Source organism: Oxalicibacterium solurbis (genome assembly GCF_014635845.1).
In the GTDB taxonomy this organism is placed as follows: domain Bacteria; phylum Pseudomonadota; class Gammaproteobacteria; order Burkholderiales; family Burkholderiaceae_D; genus Oxalicibacterium; species Oxalicibacterium solurbis.
Genome location: NZ_BMDP01000002.1, coordinates 390456 through 407453 on the forward strand (window position 1 = coordinate 390456; position 16998 = coordinate 407453).

A 16998-nucleotide genomic window follows, 5' to 3' on the forward strand; every position below is an offset into this window, starting at 1 on the left:
GTATCTGTGCTTGTGTCTATGGTTTGTGTTGATGGTTTATCTCGCGCGGCTTTCCTTGTGCATCTTTTCTTGTGCGTTTCTGTGTCGCTTATCGTGATGGCCGCAGGCGGAAGGCGGCTTGCCATTTTTCCTTTGTATTGACGGCACGATCCTTGTGCAGCGGCAGATAGTCGATCTCGACGTCGACCGCCGGGCCGATGCGGCAAAAGCGCAGCATCAGCGCCATGTTGCCGCGCACGGTGGCCTGCCCGCCGGCGGTGTTGTTCAGGATGTCGGGCGCGTAGCCGGCTGTCGTGCCGAAGCGCGGCGGCGGTGCCTTGGCATCGTGGTGGCGCGGCCAGGGGCGGGATTGGCCGAACAATGAGCGAAGGCCGTCGACCGCCAGTGCGACCTGATCGGCGCCGACGCTTTCCACCAGCGAGGTCGGCGAGGAAATCACTTCGAAGATGGGCGCATTGTCGAGCGGGCCGGCAGCGCGCAGGATGCGTCCCCAGTGAACATCGCCGGTCAGGCACAGTACGGGCAGGCCGGCGCATGAGATGCGCTCGATCTGTTCGGTGATGAAACGATAGTCTTCCGGATAGTCGGGGAATTCGAAATCGGCGAGATTGCCGCGCAACTCGCCGGCTGCTTCCGCAAACAGCGATTGCCCGGTGACGAGTACGCCGTAGCGCGGCAAGGCATCGCCTGCGGCGGCGATCAGCGTATCGGCCCAGTCGCGCAGCGCGTCGCGTCCTTGAATGCCGAGCAAATCGCCGGCGGCCAGGCGCATTGATTTGCTGTCGGGCTGATCGCCTTGTCCACGATTGCGCGTGCTGCGAGTATCCAGCACGAGAAAAGACAGCGGATCGATATCGATGCGGCGTGGCGTGCCCATTGCTTGCGCGCTGCCGTTCTGGAACGTCTCGAACGCCAGCTCGGCGGCATCGCTCCAGTTCTTGCGGCCGGCTTCGGTCCAGCTGTTCTGGATGATGGGACTGGAAAAGGGGGCGTTGTTCCAGTATTCGTGATCGTCGGGAAGCGTGACGATCGGCGCCAGCGACAGTATCTGCGGAAAGCCGGCCGGGACATCGTGCGGCGTCGGCGTCTGCTGCGGTGCGCCGAACCAGTTGACCAGATAGTCCTGCTGGAATTTCCGCTGCAGCCATGCCGGCTCGTCGCGGAAATCGCTCAACGTCGGCAGATCGAGATAGACCTGATCGCCGGCCAGGATGGTGAAGTCCGGGCGCGGCTTCAATGTCGCCAGCTCGCGACCTGCAATGCCGGTTGCATCCTGTGCGCCATGGAAGCAGGACAGCAGCAACAGGTTGAAGCTGCCGTCATTCGAGGCCGGCACAGCTGCCGGCAGTGTCTGCATCGTGCGCACGATGGTTTCCTTGCCGTGCTTTAGCGTTACTTCGTATCGGGTGGCTGGCTGCAGTCCGTGGAATTCGAATACGCCGGAATGAAACGGCCTGCAATCGGGGATGCGCCAGGGGCGCAGGGCACGCAGCGTTACCGCTTGCGCAGGTTTGCCGTCAATCAGCCATGTCAATGCGGTATCCGGTTCGCGGTGGGCGATGCCGACCCAGATGCGCAATGTGCGCGGATCGTCGGCGACATGGGAAACAAGGGCCAGCGTCATGCGAAGCGGGGATATCGAGGGAATCGGAAGTATGCCTCGTCAATGTGTCAGATGATGGCAAATGGGCGCAATGATGGCATGAGGTGGCGCGAGCATGCAGGATTGTCGAAAACGTGAGCATCCCATGAATATGGTGTTTTTCCTGCTGGGAAATGCATAGAGAGCTGCAGTGCGTGAGACGAATTGATGTTTTATTGATGCTTTCTAGTCTTATCAAGATTGGACCGTACTTATAAAGTAACGATGTGATCAAGGCAGCTAGCGATACGAATCGTTAAGGTCAATGAGGATAGTTCGCGCTTATCAATATGGCGGGCATTTACGGCCCTCTCCATCGGAGTCCTTCATCGCATCGACGGCAGCATCGTCGATTTTCAGGTTGTGCCGTAGCTGAACGTAATGTCATGTGAAAAAAAGCGCGATAGATACAGTGTGAAATATTAGCCTGCCGATTTTTACCTATGATGCCGTCATTGTTTGAATCGGCTTTGCATCAAAAAGGGACAAGAAAAATGCCACCACAAATTTTCGATTTCGACGGCCCCAAGGGCTATCGACTTTCCGGACGTCTTTCGGAGCCGGAAATCGCTTCGCGCGGCTGGGCGATTTTTGCGCATTGCTTCACTTGCGGCAAGGACAGCCTGGCTGCAACACGTGTGACGAAAGCGCTTGCCGAGCGCGGCGTGGGCGTGCTGCGTTTCGATTTCGCGGGGTTGGGAGCCAGCGGCGGCACTTTTGGCGATTCCAGTTTTGCTGCCGATGTCAGCGATCTGGTTGCTGCGGCACGTGCGATGGAAGCTGCCGGCAAACCGCCTTCATTGCTGATCGGCCACAGTCTCGGCGGTGCGGCATCGCTGATGGCGGCGGGCGAGTTGCCGAGCGTGCGCGGTGTCGTCACCATTGGCGCGCCGTATGACGTGGCGCATGTGCTGCGCTTGTTCGATCCGGCCGGGCTGGAAAGGGTGGAAGAGCAAGGAGAGGCGGAAGTGAAACTGGGCGGGCGGCCGTTCGTCGTGCGCAAGAGTCTGGTCGACGGTTTGCGACAGAACGATTTGCGTTCGCGCATCGCGACTTTGCAGCGGCCGCTGCTGGTCATGCATGCGCCGGGAGACGACACGGTAGAAATCGCCAGCGCATCGCATATTTTCGCGGCAGCACGCCATCCGAAAAGCTTCATCTCGCTGGATGATGCGGACCATCTGCTGACGCGGCGGGAAGATGCGGATTACGTGGCGCAATTGATCGCCGCATGGGCGGCACGCTATCTGCCGATGGCAGCGTAATCCACTGAGGGAAAAATTTGCCCGGCAGGTGCCGGGCAATGTAAAAGTCAGATCAGTGCTTCGTCGGCTTCTTTTCGCCGGTTTGGCGATCGATATATTCGCGCGCCGTCTGCAGGCCGTGTGCTATGCATGCTTCCGTGGTCGGATACGAGTGGCCGTCGATCACTTCGCGATCTCTGAACCCGCCCGGAAAATGTTCGGTCACATAGACGCGCGGCATGTAGTCGGGCAGTTCGCGATCGATGTCGATGCACGACAGGTGGGCCGAGACTTGCACGGAGACGCTCCAGCCTTTGTATGTTTCGTAGTGCGATTGCATGTGTTTTCTCCGGAAAATTGCGAATCGCTATCCTAGCATGTGGCTGCGAAACGATCGTGCAATAAAAAAGCCGCGCCCAAGATTGGACGTGGCTTTTTTCATGGCGAGGTGCAATCAGTTCAAATCTTCATCGACGGTACTGGTCGACGCTTTTTTCTTGTCGTCTCCAGGTTGCGGTTTGACGCCAGGAATCGTTTCGTGGCGAATGATTTTTTCGTCTTTGTCGCTTGAGCGCGATGCAGTCGGATTATTGGATTTATCGCGGCTTTGCTGATTGAGGTTATCGGATTTCATGTCGTCTCCTTGATCATGTCGGTAGGGCCATCTTATGGTCGGAGACAGTCGCAGGGGATCGGTGCTTTTCTGCTTCTTGTGTAGGAATGTCTTTCATCGCGGCACACTGTCATGGCGTGAGGGATGGAAATTCATTCCTCAGTTGATGGGCAATGGCAATCAATAATATTGCCGAAGAAAAATGCCGGCTGCCGTCTTCAATGATCAATGCAGCTTGCCGCGCGCAATTTTCTGTTCCTGGAATTTTTCCACCGTCTGCAGCAGTTCGGCCAGCTCATGTTCCGCATCGGACTGTATCCATTCGATCTCGTCATTTTCCAGCTCGTCTTCGATGACGACCATTTCCATGCGGAAGATATGCGGGTACTTGTTGGTGGTTTCCTGTAACAGGACGTCGAGCGTCTTGCGTGTCAAGGCATCCTTGATGCGCTTGTCGAGAAACAGGCGAACGATGATGAGGCTGTTGTCGGCAGCCAGATCCTGCAGCGCATGCGTTTCGTGCTGCAGCCAGCGGGGAAAATCTTCGGGTGTAACGAAGTGGGGTACGGTGAGAACGGCGACGTTGAATTGTACGTTCAGACTATCCATTGTTTTTCCTGGATGAGTGGGTGACGTGCGTTTCCATGATATGCCCAATTTTCATTTCTGTGCTGCCCGTTCACTATTTTCTGCGAACGGATGGCGCTTGCGAGTGAATTTTTCTAATGCAAACGGTATTGCCGTGAAAATCGTGATGTGACTGCTCGCTGCTGACACTGGTTGGATAAAGAATTTGGCTTGAGATGGCGGTAAGGGTTCGTGCATATGGGTATGGTGGAGGAAAGAGCAGACGTATCGAGAATACATAGCCGTGTTATGGCGCTTCTCTATTTGCTATAGAAATGCCGTACGGTTATGCAGTCATGAACGAGGTGGCCTTTCTTCATCTGGCTGAAAAGTATCGTGCTTGACCAGGCAGTTTTGTTTGCGTTCCCCCTTAATTTGTATGAACGATGCAGTGACCTTGAATACAGAAATTTTGTTAGAAGTTTTTCAAGGAATTTGAGGGGGCGGCATGGTGTGTCCTGGTGTTGAATTGAAGATGTAACAAAGCGTGCATTTTTTACCTATAGATTGGTTCGAGAATCTGGCCGCAATCTGCTTTTTACAAAGTTGTAGAAATATTATTTTCTACAGTCATTTTCCCTCTGTTATTCCCATATACATGGGATGAAAATCCAAGACATTTGTCCAGCCGGGCATATGAATTGCATAGTTGCGCGGAATATCCGATCGATACGCCGGAAATATTTCCGGAAGAATGGTGCTTGGAGGAATTTTTATCTACTAGAATCATTCGTAAATGCATCGTACGGCGATTCGCCAGACCGATGTGCAAAACGGCAGCACTCAAATTAGAAGTCTCACCCTTAATACGATGTCCGGATCGGCGCCGCGCGCGCCGCTGAAGTACAGAGAAATGTGTTTGGCAGGTGAAAATGTCTAACGAGTCCGGATCGGTTCGCGCAAGCAGCAGGACATGGCTGACAAAGGCAGGACTGACAGCGGCAATGCTGCTGCTGATCCTCGTATCGGCCATCGCTTTCTATCGTATTCAACAGTTCGCCGACAGCGCGCAACTGGTCAGCCACACGCATCTCGTCATCGAGAAAATCCATCGCATCTTTTCCGATTTGAAGGACGCCGAGTCCGCGCAACGCGGCTATCTGATCACGGGCGACGAAAGTTTCCTCGATACGCATCATGCCGTCGTCGTTTCACTGCCGCAGCAGATTACGGAATTGAAAGAGATGACGAAGGACAATCCACAACAGCAGCAACGGATAGCGATCATGGAAGACATGATCGATGCGCGTCTGCACGTATTGCGACTCGGAATTGACATGCTGGCCGACCGTACCGAAATCAGCAACACGGAAGTCATCGCGATGATACGTGGTGATGGACGGCAAACGATGGCGCAGTTGCACACCCAGATTCAGCGCATGATCGATGTCGAGGAAAAGCTGCTGAGGGACAGGGCGAATCTGGTGGAGCAGCAGGCTGCGTCGACGAAACGCTGGATCCTGTTCGGCAACCTGCTGGCTGTAGTGCTGCTGCTGTCTGCCATCTGGTTGATCCTGCATGAAATTGCGCACCGCAGGACCGCTCAGCGTGAAATCGAAAAGACCGCAGCACAACTGGAATTGACGAACAAGGAGTTGGAAAGCTTCAGCTATTCGGTGTCGCACGACTTGCGCTCGCCGCTACGGGCGATCGACGGCTATTCGCGCATCTTCGAGGAAGACTTTGCCGACAAGCTGGACGACGAAGGCCGCCGGTTGCTGAAAGTGATTCGCACCAGTAGCAAGAAGATGGGGCAGCTGATCGATGATCTGCTGGCATTTTCCCGCATGGGACGCAAGCCGGTGGACTTCGGCAAGGTCGACATGAACGGACTGGTCGACGATGTCTGGCATGAGGTCTGCATGAACATACCGTCGCCACCGCGCCTGGAGAAGAAACCGCTGCCACCGTGCTGGGGCGATCGTGCGCTGCTGCGGCAGGTCTTCCTGAATTTGCTGGCCAATGCCGTCAAGTACAGCAGCAAGCAACCTGATCCGGTGGTCGAAGTATTCAGCGATCCGCGCGAGGACGATGTCATCTATTCGGTGCGCGACAACGGCGTCGGTTTCGACATGCGCTTCTATAACAAACTGTTCGGCGTATTCCAGCGCCTGCATACGGAAGATGAATTCCCGGGTACCGGCGTCGGGTTGGCGATCGCACAGCGCGTGATCGTGCGGCACGGCGGGCGTATCTGGGCCGAGAGCAAACAGAACGAATACACGATTTTCAATTTCAGCCTGCCTAAGGAGACACACGCATGAACAACCTGATGCCCGTGCATATTCTGCTCGCCGAGGATACGCCGACGGATGCCGAGATGACGATGCGTGCATTGAAGAAGGTCGGCCTCGTCAACAACATCACTTGGGTCACCGACGGCCAGCAGGCGCTGGACTATATTGCGCGCGAAGGAGAGTTCGCCGGCCGCGTCGAGGGCGATCCGACGCTGATCATGCTGGATCTGAAGATGCCCAAGGTCAACGGCATGGAAGTGCTGAAGTCGATCAAGGGTGACGACAGGACGCGGATGATTCCCGTCATCATGCTGACGTCCAGCGCGGAAGAGCCGGATATCGTGCGTTGCTACGAGATGGGCGTGAACAGTTACCTCGTCAAGCCGGTCGAATCGGATAAGTTCTTCGAAGAAGTATCGAAGGCTGGATTCTATTGGGCGATCCTGAACCGGATTCCAGGGGCGATTGCGAAAGGCTGAACAAGGAAGCTGAACACAACCGGAGGGCCGGACGATGATCAGGATTCTACTCGTCGAGGATACGCCGACCGATGCGGAACTGGCGCTGCGCGAACTGACGCGCAGCGGCATACGTCACGAGGCGCGTCGCGTCGATACCGAAGTGGCGTTGCGCCGCGAACTGGACAGTTTTGCGCCGGATGTCGTGCTGTCTGATTTTTCGATGCCGCATTTCGACGGCATGTCGGCATTGAAGGTGGTGCGCGAGCATCGACCGGATACGCCCTTCATCTTCGTTTCCGGCCGTATCGGCGAGGAACTGGCGATCGATTCGCTGAAGATGGGTGCCAGCGACTATGTGATCAAGACCAATCTCTCGCGCTTGCCGAGCGCCGTCGCGCGCGTGATGGAGCAGGTCGAGGAGCGCGATGCGCGCCGCCGCATCGAGAATGAACTGCACGAAGTCAACCAGATGTTCCGTGCCTTCATGGAAAACATGCCGGGCGCGGCTTTCATCAAGGATGGCGACGGCCGCTTCGCCTACGCCAACCACGGCCTGGACAAGGCGCTGAACGTGGAACCGGGCGGTGCGGTAGGCCGGCTCGATACCGAACTGCTGCCGCTGGAACACGCATACAGCCTGCGCGAACTCGACAGGCAGGTATTGCGGGCAGGAGAGGCGAGACAGGAGATCGAGAGCTTCCCATCGGCTTCCGGTGAATTAAGACACTGGCTGTCGACAAAATTTCCGCTGGTCGACGCGAAGAGCCGCAAGCCGCAGGTGGGCGGCATCTCGATCGACATCACCGAGAGGATGCGGGCCGAGCAGGAATTGTGGCTGCGTACACGCGCGATCGAAGCCTGCGTCAATCCTATCGTCATCGTCGATGTGGAAGCGCCGGGGATGCCGCTGATCTACGTCAACGGCGCATTCGAAACCATCACCGGCTATCCGGGCGAGGAAGCGATCGGCCGTAACTGCAATTTCCTGCAGGGCGTCGATACCGACCAGCCGGAACTGGAAAAACTGCGGGCGGCAATCCGCGAACACCGTCCGGCATCCGTGCTGCTGCGCAACTATCGCAAGGACGGCACGATGTTCCTCAACGAGCTGTACATCGCGCCCGTCAGCCAGGTGAGCGATAGCGCATCGGTGCGGCATTTCGTCGGCGTGTTGTACGACGTCACGCAGATCAAGCGCTACCAGGCCGATCTGGAACATCAGGCCAACTACGATACGCTGACTGGTCTGGCGAATCGCAACCTGCTCTACGAGCGCACGCAGCAGGCGCTGATCCACGCGCGCCGATACGAGCAGTCGCTGACGCTGGTCTTCATCGACATGGACAATTTCAAGCTGGTCAACGACAGCCTCGGCCACGGCGCCGGCGACGAGTTGATCGCGACGGTCGGCGCACGCCTGCAGAATTGCGTGCGCGATGGCGATACCGTAGCACGCATCGGCGGCGACGAATTCGTGCTGCTGCTGATCAATCGCGACGAGGAGGGCGGCAGCACATTGCGCGTGATGCAGCGCATCCAGCAGGAATTGATCAAGCCGGTATTGATCCGCGGCCAGGACATCGTCGTCACTTGCAGCATGGGCGTGGCGCGCTTCCCGGAAGACGGCGAGGACGTCGAATCCTTGCTCGCCAATGCCGATGCGGCGATGTACCGCGCAAAATCCAGCGGCCGCAACAACTTCCAGTTCTACGCGAAGGAAATGAACGCGCAGACCGGCGAGCGTCTGTCGCTCGAGCGCGACCTGTGGCAGGCGCTGGGCAATGACGAATTGTTCCTCGTTTACCAGCCGCAGATCAATCTGCATACCGGGGAAATCACGGGTGTGGAAGCATTGTTGCGCTGGAAGCATCCGAAGCGCGGCATGATTTCACCGCTGGATTTCATCTCGATGGCCGAGTGCAACGGTCTGATCATTCCGATCGGTACCTGGGTGCTGATGACGGCCTGCAAGCAAATTCTGCAATTGCAGCGGGAAGGTCTGCCGCTGTTGCGCGTGGCAGTCAACCTGTCGGCGCGACAGCTGGGCGAGAAGGATTTCGTGCAAACCGTGCGCGATACGATGGATGCGGCCGGTTTCGATCCACGCTACCTGGAGCTTGAAGTGACCGAAAGCATGGTCATGCACAACATCGAGGAAGTCGTCGGTGTGCTGGGCGCATTGAACGAGATGGGCATCCAGATTTCTCTCGACGATTTCGGTACCGGCTTTTCCAGTCTGGCCTACCTGAAGCGTTTTCCCATCGATCGTCTGAAAATCGACCAGTCCTTCATCTTCAACTGCGATACCGATCCGGACGACGCTATCATCGCGCAGACCATCATCGCGCTGGCGCGGGGCCTGAAGATCAAGGTCATCGCCGAGGGCATCGAGAAGGCCGAGCACCTTGCCTTCCTGAAACAGAACGGCTGCGATGAAGGCCAGGGCTATTTCATCAGTTGTCCGCTGGTCTTCGACGATTTGCGCGCGATGCTGATTGCGCGACAGAAGCACTGACATTCCTGCGGCAGTTCCGCTGACACTGCCGCCGACATTTCTCCAGTTCAAATTCGTCATGGGCCGCAGCCAGGAACGGCTGCGGCTTCGTCGCGTCATACAGCTTTGATCGAGAGCCGAAGGAGAGCGACATGGCTGCAAGCAGAACGAAGCACGCACGTGCGACGAACGAAGCATCAAGCCCGGTGGCAGCGAAGCAGCGCCGCATACAGCGTCAGCAGGACGAAAAAGACATACGCAAGGCCGCGTCGAAAAAGGCCGTAGCGAAGAAAGACGCATCGAAGAAAACGGTAAAAAGCGCGAAGCCCGCCGTGCAGACCGGCGCGAAACGGCAGCCTGCGCCGCCGCTGGCCGGCAAACATCTCGCCAAGCCGGGTCTGGAATCCGAGTTGCCGCAGCAGCCGCAGTTCATGGCAGCAGCCTACAAGGGCAGCGGCAAGCTCAGGGGCATGAAAGCGATCGTCACCGGAGGTGATTCCGGCATCGGCCGTGCGGTGGCGATCCTGTTTGCGCGCGAAGGTGCGGATGTGGCGATCGTCTATCTGGACGAGCATCGCGATGCGAAGGAAACGAAGCGCCATGTCGAGGCCGAAGGCCGGCAATGCCTGCTGCTGCCGGGCGACGTCAAGGATCCGGCTTTCTGCGAAAAGGCGGTGAAGAAGACCGTCAAGACTTTCGGCAAACTCGACATCCTGGTCAACAATGCCGCCTTCCAGGAGCATGCGGATTCGCTGCTCGATTTGACGGACGAGCGTTTCGACGAAACGATGAAGACCAATGTCTACGGTTATTTTCATATGGCCAGGGCCACGCTGCCGCACCTGAAACGCGGCTCTGCCATCATCAATACCGGCTCGGTTACCGGTATCGCCGGCAGCAAGAAGCTGCTCGACTATTCGGCGACCAAGGGGGCGATCCATGCTTTCACGAAGTCGTTGGCGGCCAATGTGCTGGACCAGGGCATTCGCGTCAACGCCGTGGCGCCGGGCCCGGTGTGGACGCCGCTTAATCCGGCCGACCGGAGCGGGGACCAGATCGCGCAATTCGGTGCGCAAACCGACTACCGGCGACCGGCGCAGCCGGAGGAAATCTCGCCGGCTTACGTGTTTCTCGCCTCCGCTGCCTGTTCCAGCTACATCAGCGGGATCGTGCTGCCGATTACCGGCAGCATCGGCAGCTAGCCGCATCTGTAATAAAATGCCGGGCGCGGGAACGATAAGCTGCATGCAGCCTGCCGTTTGCGCAATGTACGGGTCGTTGGGCTGCATGTCTTCGACCACCGTGCAGGCCCGGCCGGACAGTTGCCGGTGCCTGAAGATCAACAGCCGGAACGGCGACAACTCGAGCAGCGGTACATTCGTGAATATCTATATCTGTGGACAAAAGCACTTCGGTGCGGAAGCATTTACGGCCTTGCGCAACGCGGGCCACAACATCGTCGGCGTTTCGTCGCCGGCAACCAGCAGCGATGGCGGTGACGATCGCTTGAAAGCAGTGGCGGAAGCGGCCGGCGTCAAGTGGATGAAATCGGGCCTGCTGAACGAAAACACGATTCCAGACGGCGTGGACCTGATCGTCACTGCGCACTCGCACGATTTCGTGCGCGAGCCGACACGCAACCGCACGACCTACGGCGCGATTGGCTATCACCCGTCGCTGCTGCCGCTGCACCGCGGCAAGGATGCGATCATCTGGACCATCAACATGGGCGACAAGGTCACCGGCGGCAGCGTCTATTGGCTCAATGAAGTGATGGACGGCGGCCCGATCGCAGCGCAGGAGCACGTGTTCGTGAAGCCGGGCGATACGCCGGAACTGCTGTGGAAGCGCGACCTGGCACCGTTGGGCCTGCGTTTGCTGGTCGAGGTTTGCAACGATCTGGACAACGGCAAGGTCGTCAAGATCGAGCAGGATGAAAGCATCGCGACGGTGGAGCCGTCGATCAAGCGATGAAGTAATCGGGCTGCATCCGATACGGAATGCGGCCGGTTGCGATGAATGCACGACAGCTTGCGTTGTCGTGCATTTTCTTTTTGCATGTCCGGTTTTCGACAGGCGTTTGTCTTGACGCCGGATGTATGCACGGCGACATTACGGCATGAACTTTCGTCCTCCTTTTTCTCTTTTTCTGTTGCTTCGGCATGCTGGCCGGCCGCATGTGCTGCGTGCGACACGCATTGCTTCCCGCGCGGCTCTCGTCGCTGTTGTTGCGGCGCTTGCCGCTTGCGCATTGACGCCGGCCGAACGTACGGCGACGCTGCTGGACGAGGGGGGCGCGCTGGGCTTCTCTGCGGTGCGCTATGGCAGTACGCCGCCGCTTGTCGGCATGCTGCGTATGCAGAAGAAGCCAGTTGCATCGGACGAACTCTGGGTGGTGATCGAAGGCGACGGCCGCGCCTGGCTGAGCATGCGGCAGCCGTCATCCGATCCGACGCCGCTGGATGCGGTCGGCTGGCGGTTGGCGAAGGAACTGACGGTGGTGCCGGTGCTGTATCTGGCACGCCCTTGCCAGTTTCTTTCCGCTGACGAATTGCAGGACTGCTCGGTCGATGACTGGACCGACGCACGCTTTGCCGAAAAATGGGTGACACGCACGAATGCGGCGATCGACGATGCGAAGCGAGCGAGCGGCGCGTCGCACATCGTGCTTGCCGGTTATTCCGGCGGCGGCGTGATGGCGGCCTTGGTCGCGGCGTGGCGCGACGATGTCAGCACCTTGCTGACGGTTGCGTCGCCGCTCGATCATGCGGCATGGACGCGCCTGCACGGCGTGTCGCCGCTGGCGGCCTCGCTGAATCCGGTTCTGGTGAGGGAAAGATTGTTCAGGCTGCCGCAGGTGCATCTGGCGGGAGCGGAGGACAAGGTGGTGCCGCTCAGTTTGCTGCAGGATTTCCTGCGTGCCTATCCGGCGAATGCCCCGGCAGAATTGCTGATCTTGCCGGGGATCGATCACCGCATGCGTACGGCGATCGATCTGGCCAAGGTTAGAACTGCCAGCTTGCGCGGGCAGTCAACTGATGGCCGAGATAGCGGTCGCGTACTTCCAGATCGTAGCCGACCGAAATGATGGTGCCGGCCGACGTCACGTTGCGATAGCCGACGCCGAGCTGCAAGGCATCGCGGCCAGGCTGCACGCCGTCGACCTTGAACGACGGACCGCCGTTGACGAAGCTGGCTTCGACGGCCGGCGTATCGGCGAATTCATGCAGATAGCGGGCACGCAGCGTTGCGCTGGACGATGCATCCAGCCGGTTGACGAATTCCGCACCGATGACGCTCTGGAAGGAATGCGCATCCTGGCTTTCCACGTGCTGCGCCGAGGCGCCGCCGGTTTCCGTATAGCTTTCGTTGTCCAGATAGGCGGCACGTGCGCCGACCAGCCAGCGGCCGCTCCATTGCTTGTCCAGCACGAAGGGAATACCGTATTCGATGCGTGCCCCGAGCTGATAGCCGGAGTAGTCGCCCTTGAGTCTTTCGGTAAAGCCGGGGATGCTGACCAGACGATGGCTGTCGTAACGGTTGGATGACACGGCCACGCTTGCGTCCAGTGTGTAATCGCGATCGGTACGGCTGAAGTAGCCGCCCAGATGCAGCGCCTTGACGTCGTTGTCGTCGCCGTTGCCATCATCGCGTCCGTCGCTGCCTGCCTGCGTATAGCCGCCGGAGAGGCCGACCATGTCGCGCGCGTTGAGATCGGTTTCAAAACCGACGGCGAGACCCTGCGCATCCAGATCGTAGCCGTTTGCGCCCTTGCGCGCCTTCTGCGTTGCCTGTGAAACCAGACCCTGCACCCAGAAACGCGCGCCTGCGCTGTCGCCGCCGGCCAGGCCGCTACGATCCATTGCCACCGAACCGCCGTTGCGGGCGGTATCGATGCGGTTGTCGAAGGCTGAGAACACGCTGTTCTGTGCCGCCATCGATGCGGATTGCGATGCGCCATTGGTTTCCGGTGCAAGTTGCTCGGTGGCCTTGGCAACCGAATTCGCATCGGGCAGTGCCTGGAAGGCATTGATCAGATCGATGGCGCCCTGCGAACCGGCGTTCGATGCAAGCGCATCGAGTGCGTTGGCAATGCCGTTGAAGCGCGGTGAAACGATATTTTCCAGCCCGTGTTCGCGGTGGGCAGTCAGTGTCAGCGTATCGGCATCGGTGTCGAGCGTGTACGAATAGAAGACACCGCTGGCGATCTGCAGGTTGCCGGCATTGGCAGTCAGGCCGCCATTCGCATCGATCAATGTATAGGAAGCGCCATCGGCAACCGTACCGGTGAGGAGCGGACGGATGGTGGCGCCGTCCGTCAGCGAGGCGGTGCCGGTGGCAAGAATCTTGTCGCTGTCGCTGCCGCCGATATGGGTTTCGAGAATGCCGCTGGCGCCTTGCGCATAATTGCCGGTGAGCGTCGTGGTGCGGAACGTGCCGCCGGTCGTCGTTTGCAGCGTGCCGTTGACGTTCAGGTCGGCGGCGTCGATATTGCCCTTGACCTGCAGGCTGCCGCCGGCATCGATCTGCACGTTGCCGCCGACGTTCAGCGCGGTATTGAACGTCGTGCTGCCGCCCTGGACGGTGATGTTCTGGAAGTTGCTCAACTGGCTGCCGGAGAAGACTTGCGTGCCGTTGGTCTGCAGCAGATTGTTGCCGGCGCCGCCGTCGATGGTGCCGATCACGCTGCCGCCGTAGAGATTCAGCGTATCGTCGCCGTCGCCCATGTCGATCGCCATACCGTTCCTGCCTTCGATGCGGCCGTAGTTGGTCAGCGTGTCCTTGCCGTCGCCCATCTGCACGGCCGCGCCTGCCGCAGTGCTGTTGTTGGCGCCGACCAGCGTGGCTTGCGCGCCGCCGGTGATGACGCCGGTGGTGCTGTTCACCAGCGTGTCGTCGAAGTTGCCGACGAGGCCCACGGCGATGCCCTTGTTGCCGGTGATCTTGCCGGCGTTGACGATGTAGGCCTTGTCGCCTTCGGCATCTTCCGTGCCGCGTACGGCGACGGTGGCGCCGTCGGAGCCGTCGTCGATCAGGATGCCGTGCGCATCGCCGAAGATCGTTGCGCCGGCATGGTTGATGATGGTGCCGCCACCGGCGGCGATGCCGTCCGCGCCGTTGGGCAGGCCGCCGGAATCGAGGCCGCCGGCGCCGGTGCCCTTGATGGTGCCCCAGTTTTCGATATAGGCGACGCCATCGATGTCTACGCCGTCGCCATCGCCGTTGTCGACGGTCTGGCCGCCGCCCAGATGATCGTAGACGTTGCCTGCTCCTGCGTAGTTGCCGCTGATCGTGCCGTAGTTGAAGACTACGCCATGGCCGTCCAGGCCGACGCCGGAACCGTTGTTGCCGGTGATCGTGCCGTCGTTGATGACGACTGGGTTGGCGATCGTCACGCCATTGGTGACGTTGCCGTTCATGTCGGTGCGGTCGAAAGTCACGCCGGTTGCGCCGATGTGGAAGACGAGCTGTTTCGCATCGAGCAGGTTGGCGTCGGCAGTCGTGCTGATCGGGCTGCCACCGTCGATGCCGTGACGCGTGCCGGTGATCGTGCCGTGATTGACGATGGCGACATTGCCGTTGGCGCCGCCTTCGTCGCCGTCGTCGATGGAAATGCCATCGCCGGCCTTGGGTGCGCCGTCGCCATCGTTCAACGCATCGCAATCGGCTCCCAGGTAATCGGGGCAGGAAGTGTTGACCGCGCTGGTCGAGAAAATCTTGCCGTAGTTCGTCAGCAGCACGTTGCTGCCGAGCTTGATTGCTGCGCCGGCGTTCGACGTGACGGTCGCATTGCGATTGTTCGCGGAACCGTTGACGAAGGTGTTGCCGGTTGTCGGATCGTCGGGGTCGGGATTGAGCTTGACCGCGTAGTTCTTGCCGTCGCCGATCTCGTCGGCGGAGACCGAGATCGTGCCCTGGTTGCTGATCGTGTAGGCGACGTTGTCGTTGTCGACGCGTACGGCGACGTTGTCCGAGGTGATGCTGCCGTTGTTGGTCAGGCTGAAGGTGGTGCCGGCCTTGCCGATGTCGATGGTTTTCTTGCCGCCTGTGCTGCGGATGGTGCCGTTGTTGACGATGGCCGAATTGCCCGCCTTGACGTTGACGGCCTTGTCGCCGGAAACCTCCAGCGTGCCGTTGACTGTGAGCTTGCCCGAGACCAGGGTCTGCGCTGCCGTCGAATTCGTGATGGTGGTATCGGTCGTGATGTCGGCCGCATGGACGACAAGCGGGAAGGCGGCTTGCAGGGCGATCACAAGCGGAAGCGGACGTAACGAATGACGGAAGCGCATGGCGGGTTTTCCCTCGGGTGGATAAAAGCCGCGATTATGCGTAGCGCTTATGACAAGATGATTACGAAAAATGGATGCAATGTGAAATCGACGATGCGGTGTTCTGCCACGATTTGGCCGACATTTGCAGAGGCCGCCAGCCATGCGTCCGGTAGGGGCATTCTTGCCGGAAAGGTGCGTTTCCGATACAATGAGAACAATTCTCAACTGTCCGGTTGGGTGCCTCGCGGTTCCGCATAAAAAGCGTCTTTGCTTCCGCAAGCTGTAGGCAGTAGCTGATTTCTGCTGCCGCGTATCAGACAGCTTCGCCTTCGCTAGTAAAATACGCGTTTTTTCCTTTCGTCCGAAAGATGCGCAGGAAAGCGCGCGTCACTCGCGCGGCAAAATTTCTTAATCTGGGATGTATCGATTTTATGGCTGCCTTTGAAACCTGTCGTGTCCTCAGCGTCCATCACTGGAACGACACACTGTTCTCCTTTACCACCACGCGCGAACCGAGCTTCCGTTTCGAAAGCGGCCACTTCGTGATGATCGGCCTGCCGATCGACGGCAAGCCGCTGATGCGCGCCTACAGTATCGCCAGCCCATCGTGGGAAGAGCATCTGGAATTCCTGTCGATCAAGGTGCAGGACGGCGCGCTGACCAAGCATCTACAGAATCTGAAGGTCGGCGACGAAGTGCTGGTGGGCCGCAAGCCGACCGGCACGCTGGTGATTTCCGATCTGCTGCCGGCCAAGCGACTGTTCCTGTTCGGCAGCGGCACCGGCTTGGCGCCGTTCATGAGCATCATTCGCGATCCGGATACCTACGAACGTTTCGAACAGGTGGTGCTGGTGCATGGCACGCGTCTGGTCAGCGAGCTGGCCTATCGCGACTTCATCGCCGACGAACTGAAGCAGATCGAAGGCCTCGGCGAAGAGATCGCTGCCAAGCTGCTGTACTACCCGACCGTTACGCGTGAGCCTTTTCACAATGAGGGCCGCATAACGACTGCGATCTCGACCGGCAAGATGTGCGAGAGCCTCGGCATCGATCCGATCAACCCGCTGACCGACCGTGCAATGATTTGCGGCAGCCCGGAAATGCTGAAGGATACTGCGGGCGAACTGGACAAGCTGGGCTTCGAAGTTTCGCCGGGCATCGGCCAGCCGGGAGACTATGTGATCGAGCGCGCCTTCGTCGAACGCTGATCGCCGCGCCGCAAGGCGCAGATACTGATAGAAAACGCCGCCGTGTCATCGATACGGCGGCGTTTTTCTTTGCGCCTTTTATGTCGTTTTCTTGCGGTTTCTCCTGCTGCTTTTTCTGCCGCTTTTCCTGCCGTTCCGGTGTCATGCGCAGTGCCATGAACAGTGCTATGAACGATGCCATTTGCACGGCGGAAGAAGCA

The 16998-nt window shown here is 58.9% G+C and carries 13 protein-coding genes; 8 read left to right on the top strand and 5 right to left on the bottom strand.

Annotated elements, in window-relative coordinates:
• Window positions 1-88: 88 nt before the first annotated feature.
• Complete coding sequence (locus tag IEV40_RS07500) at window positions 89-1624, bottom strand: alkaline phosphatase D family protein (protein ID WP_188420366.1); 1536 nt, start codon at window positions 1622-1624, stop codon at window positions 89-91.
• 512 nt (window positions 1625-2136) lie between these two features.
• Between IEV40_RS07500 and IEV40_RS07505 the strand changes: the two genes are divergently transcribed.
• Entirely contained in the window at window positions 2137-2907 is a 771-nt protein-coding gene (locus IEV40_RS07505; RefSeq protein WP_188420367.1) for an alpha/beta hydrolase family protein, read from the top strand.
• A 52-nt stretch (window positions 2908-2959) separates the two neighbouring features.
• Here the strand turns inward: IEV40_RS07505 and IEV40_RS07510 are convergent, their stop codons facing one another.
• The 3 genes from IEV40_RS07510 to IEV40_RS07520 all read right to left on the bottom strand — a co-directional run bounded on the left by IEV40_RS07510 (window position 2960) and on the right by IEV40_RS07520 (window position 4108).
• Window positions 2960-3226, bottom strand: coding sequence for a hypothetical protein (locus IEV40_RS07510; RefSeq protein WP_188420368.1), 267 nt, complete (start codon window positions 3224-3226; stop codon window positions 2960-2962).
• 114 nt (window positions 3227-3340) lie between these two features.
• Entirely contained in the window at window positions 3341-3520 is a 180-nt protein-coding gene (locus tag IEV40_RS07515; RefSeq protein WP_188420369.1) for a hypothetical protein, read from the bottom strand.
• 204 nt (window positions 3521-3724) lie between these two features.
• Window positions 3725-4108, bottom strand: coding sequence for a hypothetical protein (locus IEV40_RS07520; RefSeq protein WP_188420370.1), 384 nt, complete (start codon window positions 4106-4108; stop codon window positions 3725-3727).
• An 890-nt stretch (window positions 4109-4998) separates the two neighbouring features.
• Here IEV40_RS07520 and IEV40_RS07525 point away from each other — a divergent pair.
• From IEV40_RS07525 to IEV40_RS07550, 6 genes are all read left to right on the top strand, one after another.
• Window positions 4999-6390, top strand: a complete 1392-nt coding sequence (locus IEV40_RS07525; RefSeq protein WP_188420371.1) for a sensor histidine kinase — start codon at window positions 4999-5001, stop codon at window positions 6388-6390.
• Window positions 6387-6842 carry a response regulator gene (locus IEV40_RS07530; RefSeq protein ID WP_188420372.1) on the top strand — a complete coding sequence of 152 codons (456 nt, stop codon included), beginning with the start codon at window positions 6387-6389 and terminating at the stop codon, window positions 6840-6842. Before IEV40_RS07525 ends, IEV40_RS07530 begins: the two co-directional genes overlap by 4 nt.
• Window positions 6843-6876: 34 nt before the next feature.
• Window positions 6877-9339: an EAL domain-containing protein gene (locus tag IEV40_RS07535; protein WP_188420373.1), complete on the top strand. Its 2463-nt coding sequence runs from the start codon at window positions 6877-6879 to the stop codon at window positions 9337-9339.
• Between the two features lie 131 nt (window positions 9340-9470).
• Window positions 9471-10520, top strand: coding sequence for an SDR family oxidoreductase (locus IEV40_RS07540; protein WP_188420374.1), 1050 nt, complete (start codon window positions 9471-9473; stop codon window positions 10518-10520).
• Window positions 10521-10698: 178 nt separating this feature from the next.
• Entirely contained in the window at window positions 10699-11292 is a 594-nt protein-coding gene (locus IEV40_RS07545; protein WP_188420375.1) for a formyltransferase family protein, read from the top strand.
• 205 nt (window positions 11293-11497) lie between these two features.
• Entirely contained in the window at window positions 11498-12406 is a 909-nt protein-coding gene (locus tag IEV40_RS07550) for an alpha/beta hydrolase (protein ID WP_188420376.1), read from the top strand.
• Here the strand turns inward: IEV40_RS07550 and IEV40_RS07555 are convergent.
• Window positions 12324-15608 carry an autotransporter outer membrane beta-barrel domain-containing protein gene (locus IEV40_RS07555; RefSeq protein WP_188420377.1) on the bottom strand — a complete coding sequence of 1095 codons (3285 nt, stop codon included), beginning with the start codon at window positions 15606-15608 and terminating at the stop codon, window positions 12324-12326. The genes IEV40_RS07550 and IEV40_RS07555 overlap by 83 nt on opposite strands.
• Before the next feature lie 413 nt (window positions 15609-16021).
• On the opposite strand from IEV40_RS07555, the gene IEV40_RS07560 reads away from it, so the two are divergent.
• Window positions 16022-16798: a ferredoxin--NADP reductase gene (locus IEV40_RS07560; protein WP_188420378.1), complete on the top strand. Its 777-nt coding sequence runs from the start codon at window positions 16022-16024 to the stop codon at window positions 16796-16798.
• The last annotated feature ends 200 nt before the right edge of the window (window positions 16799-16998 follow it).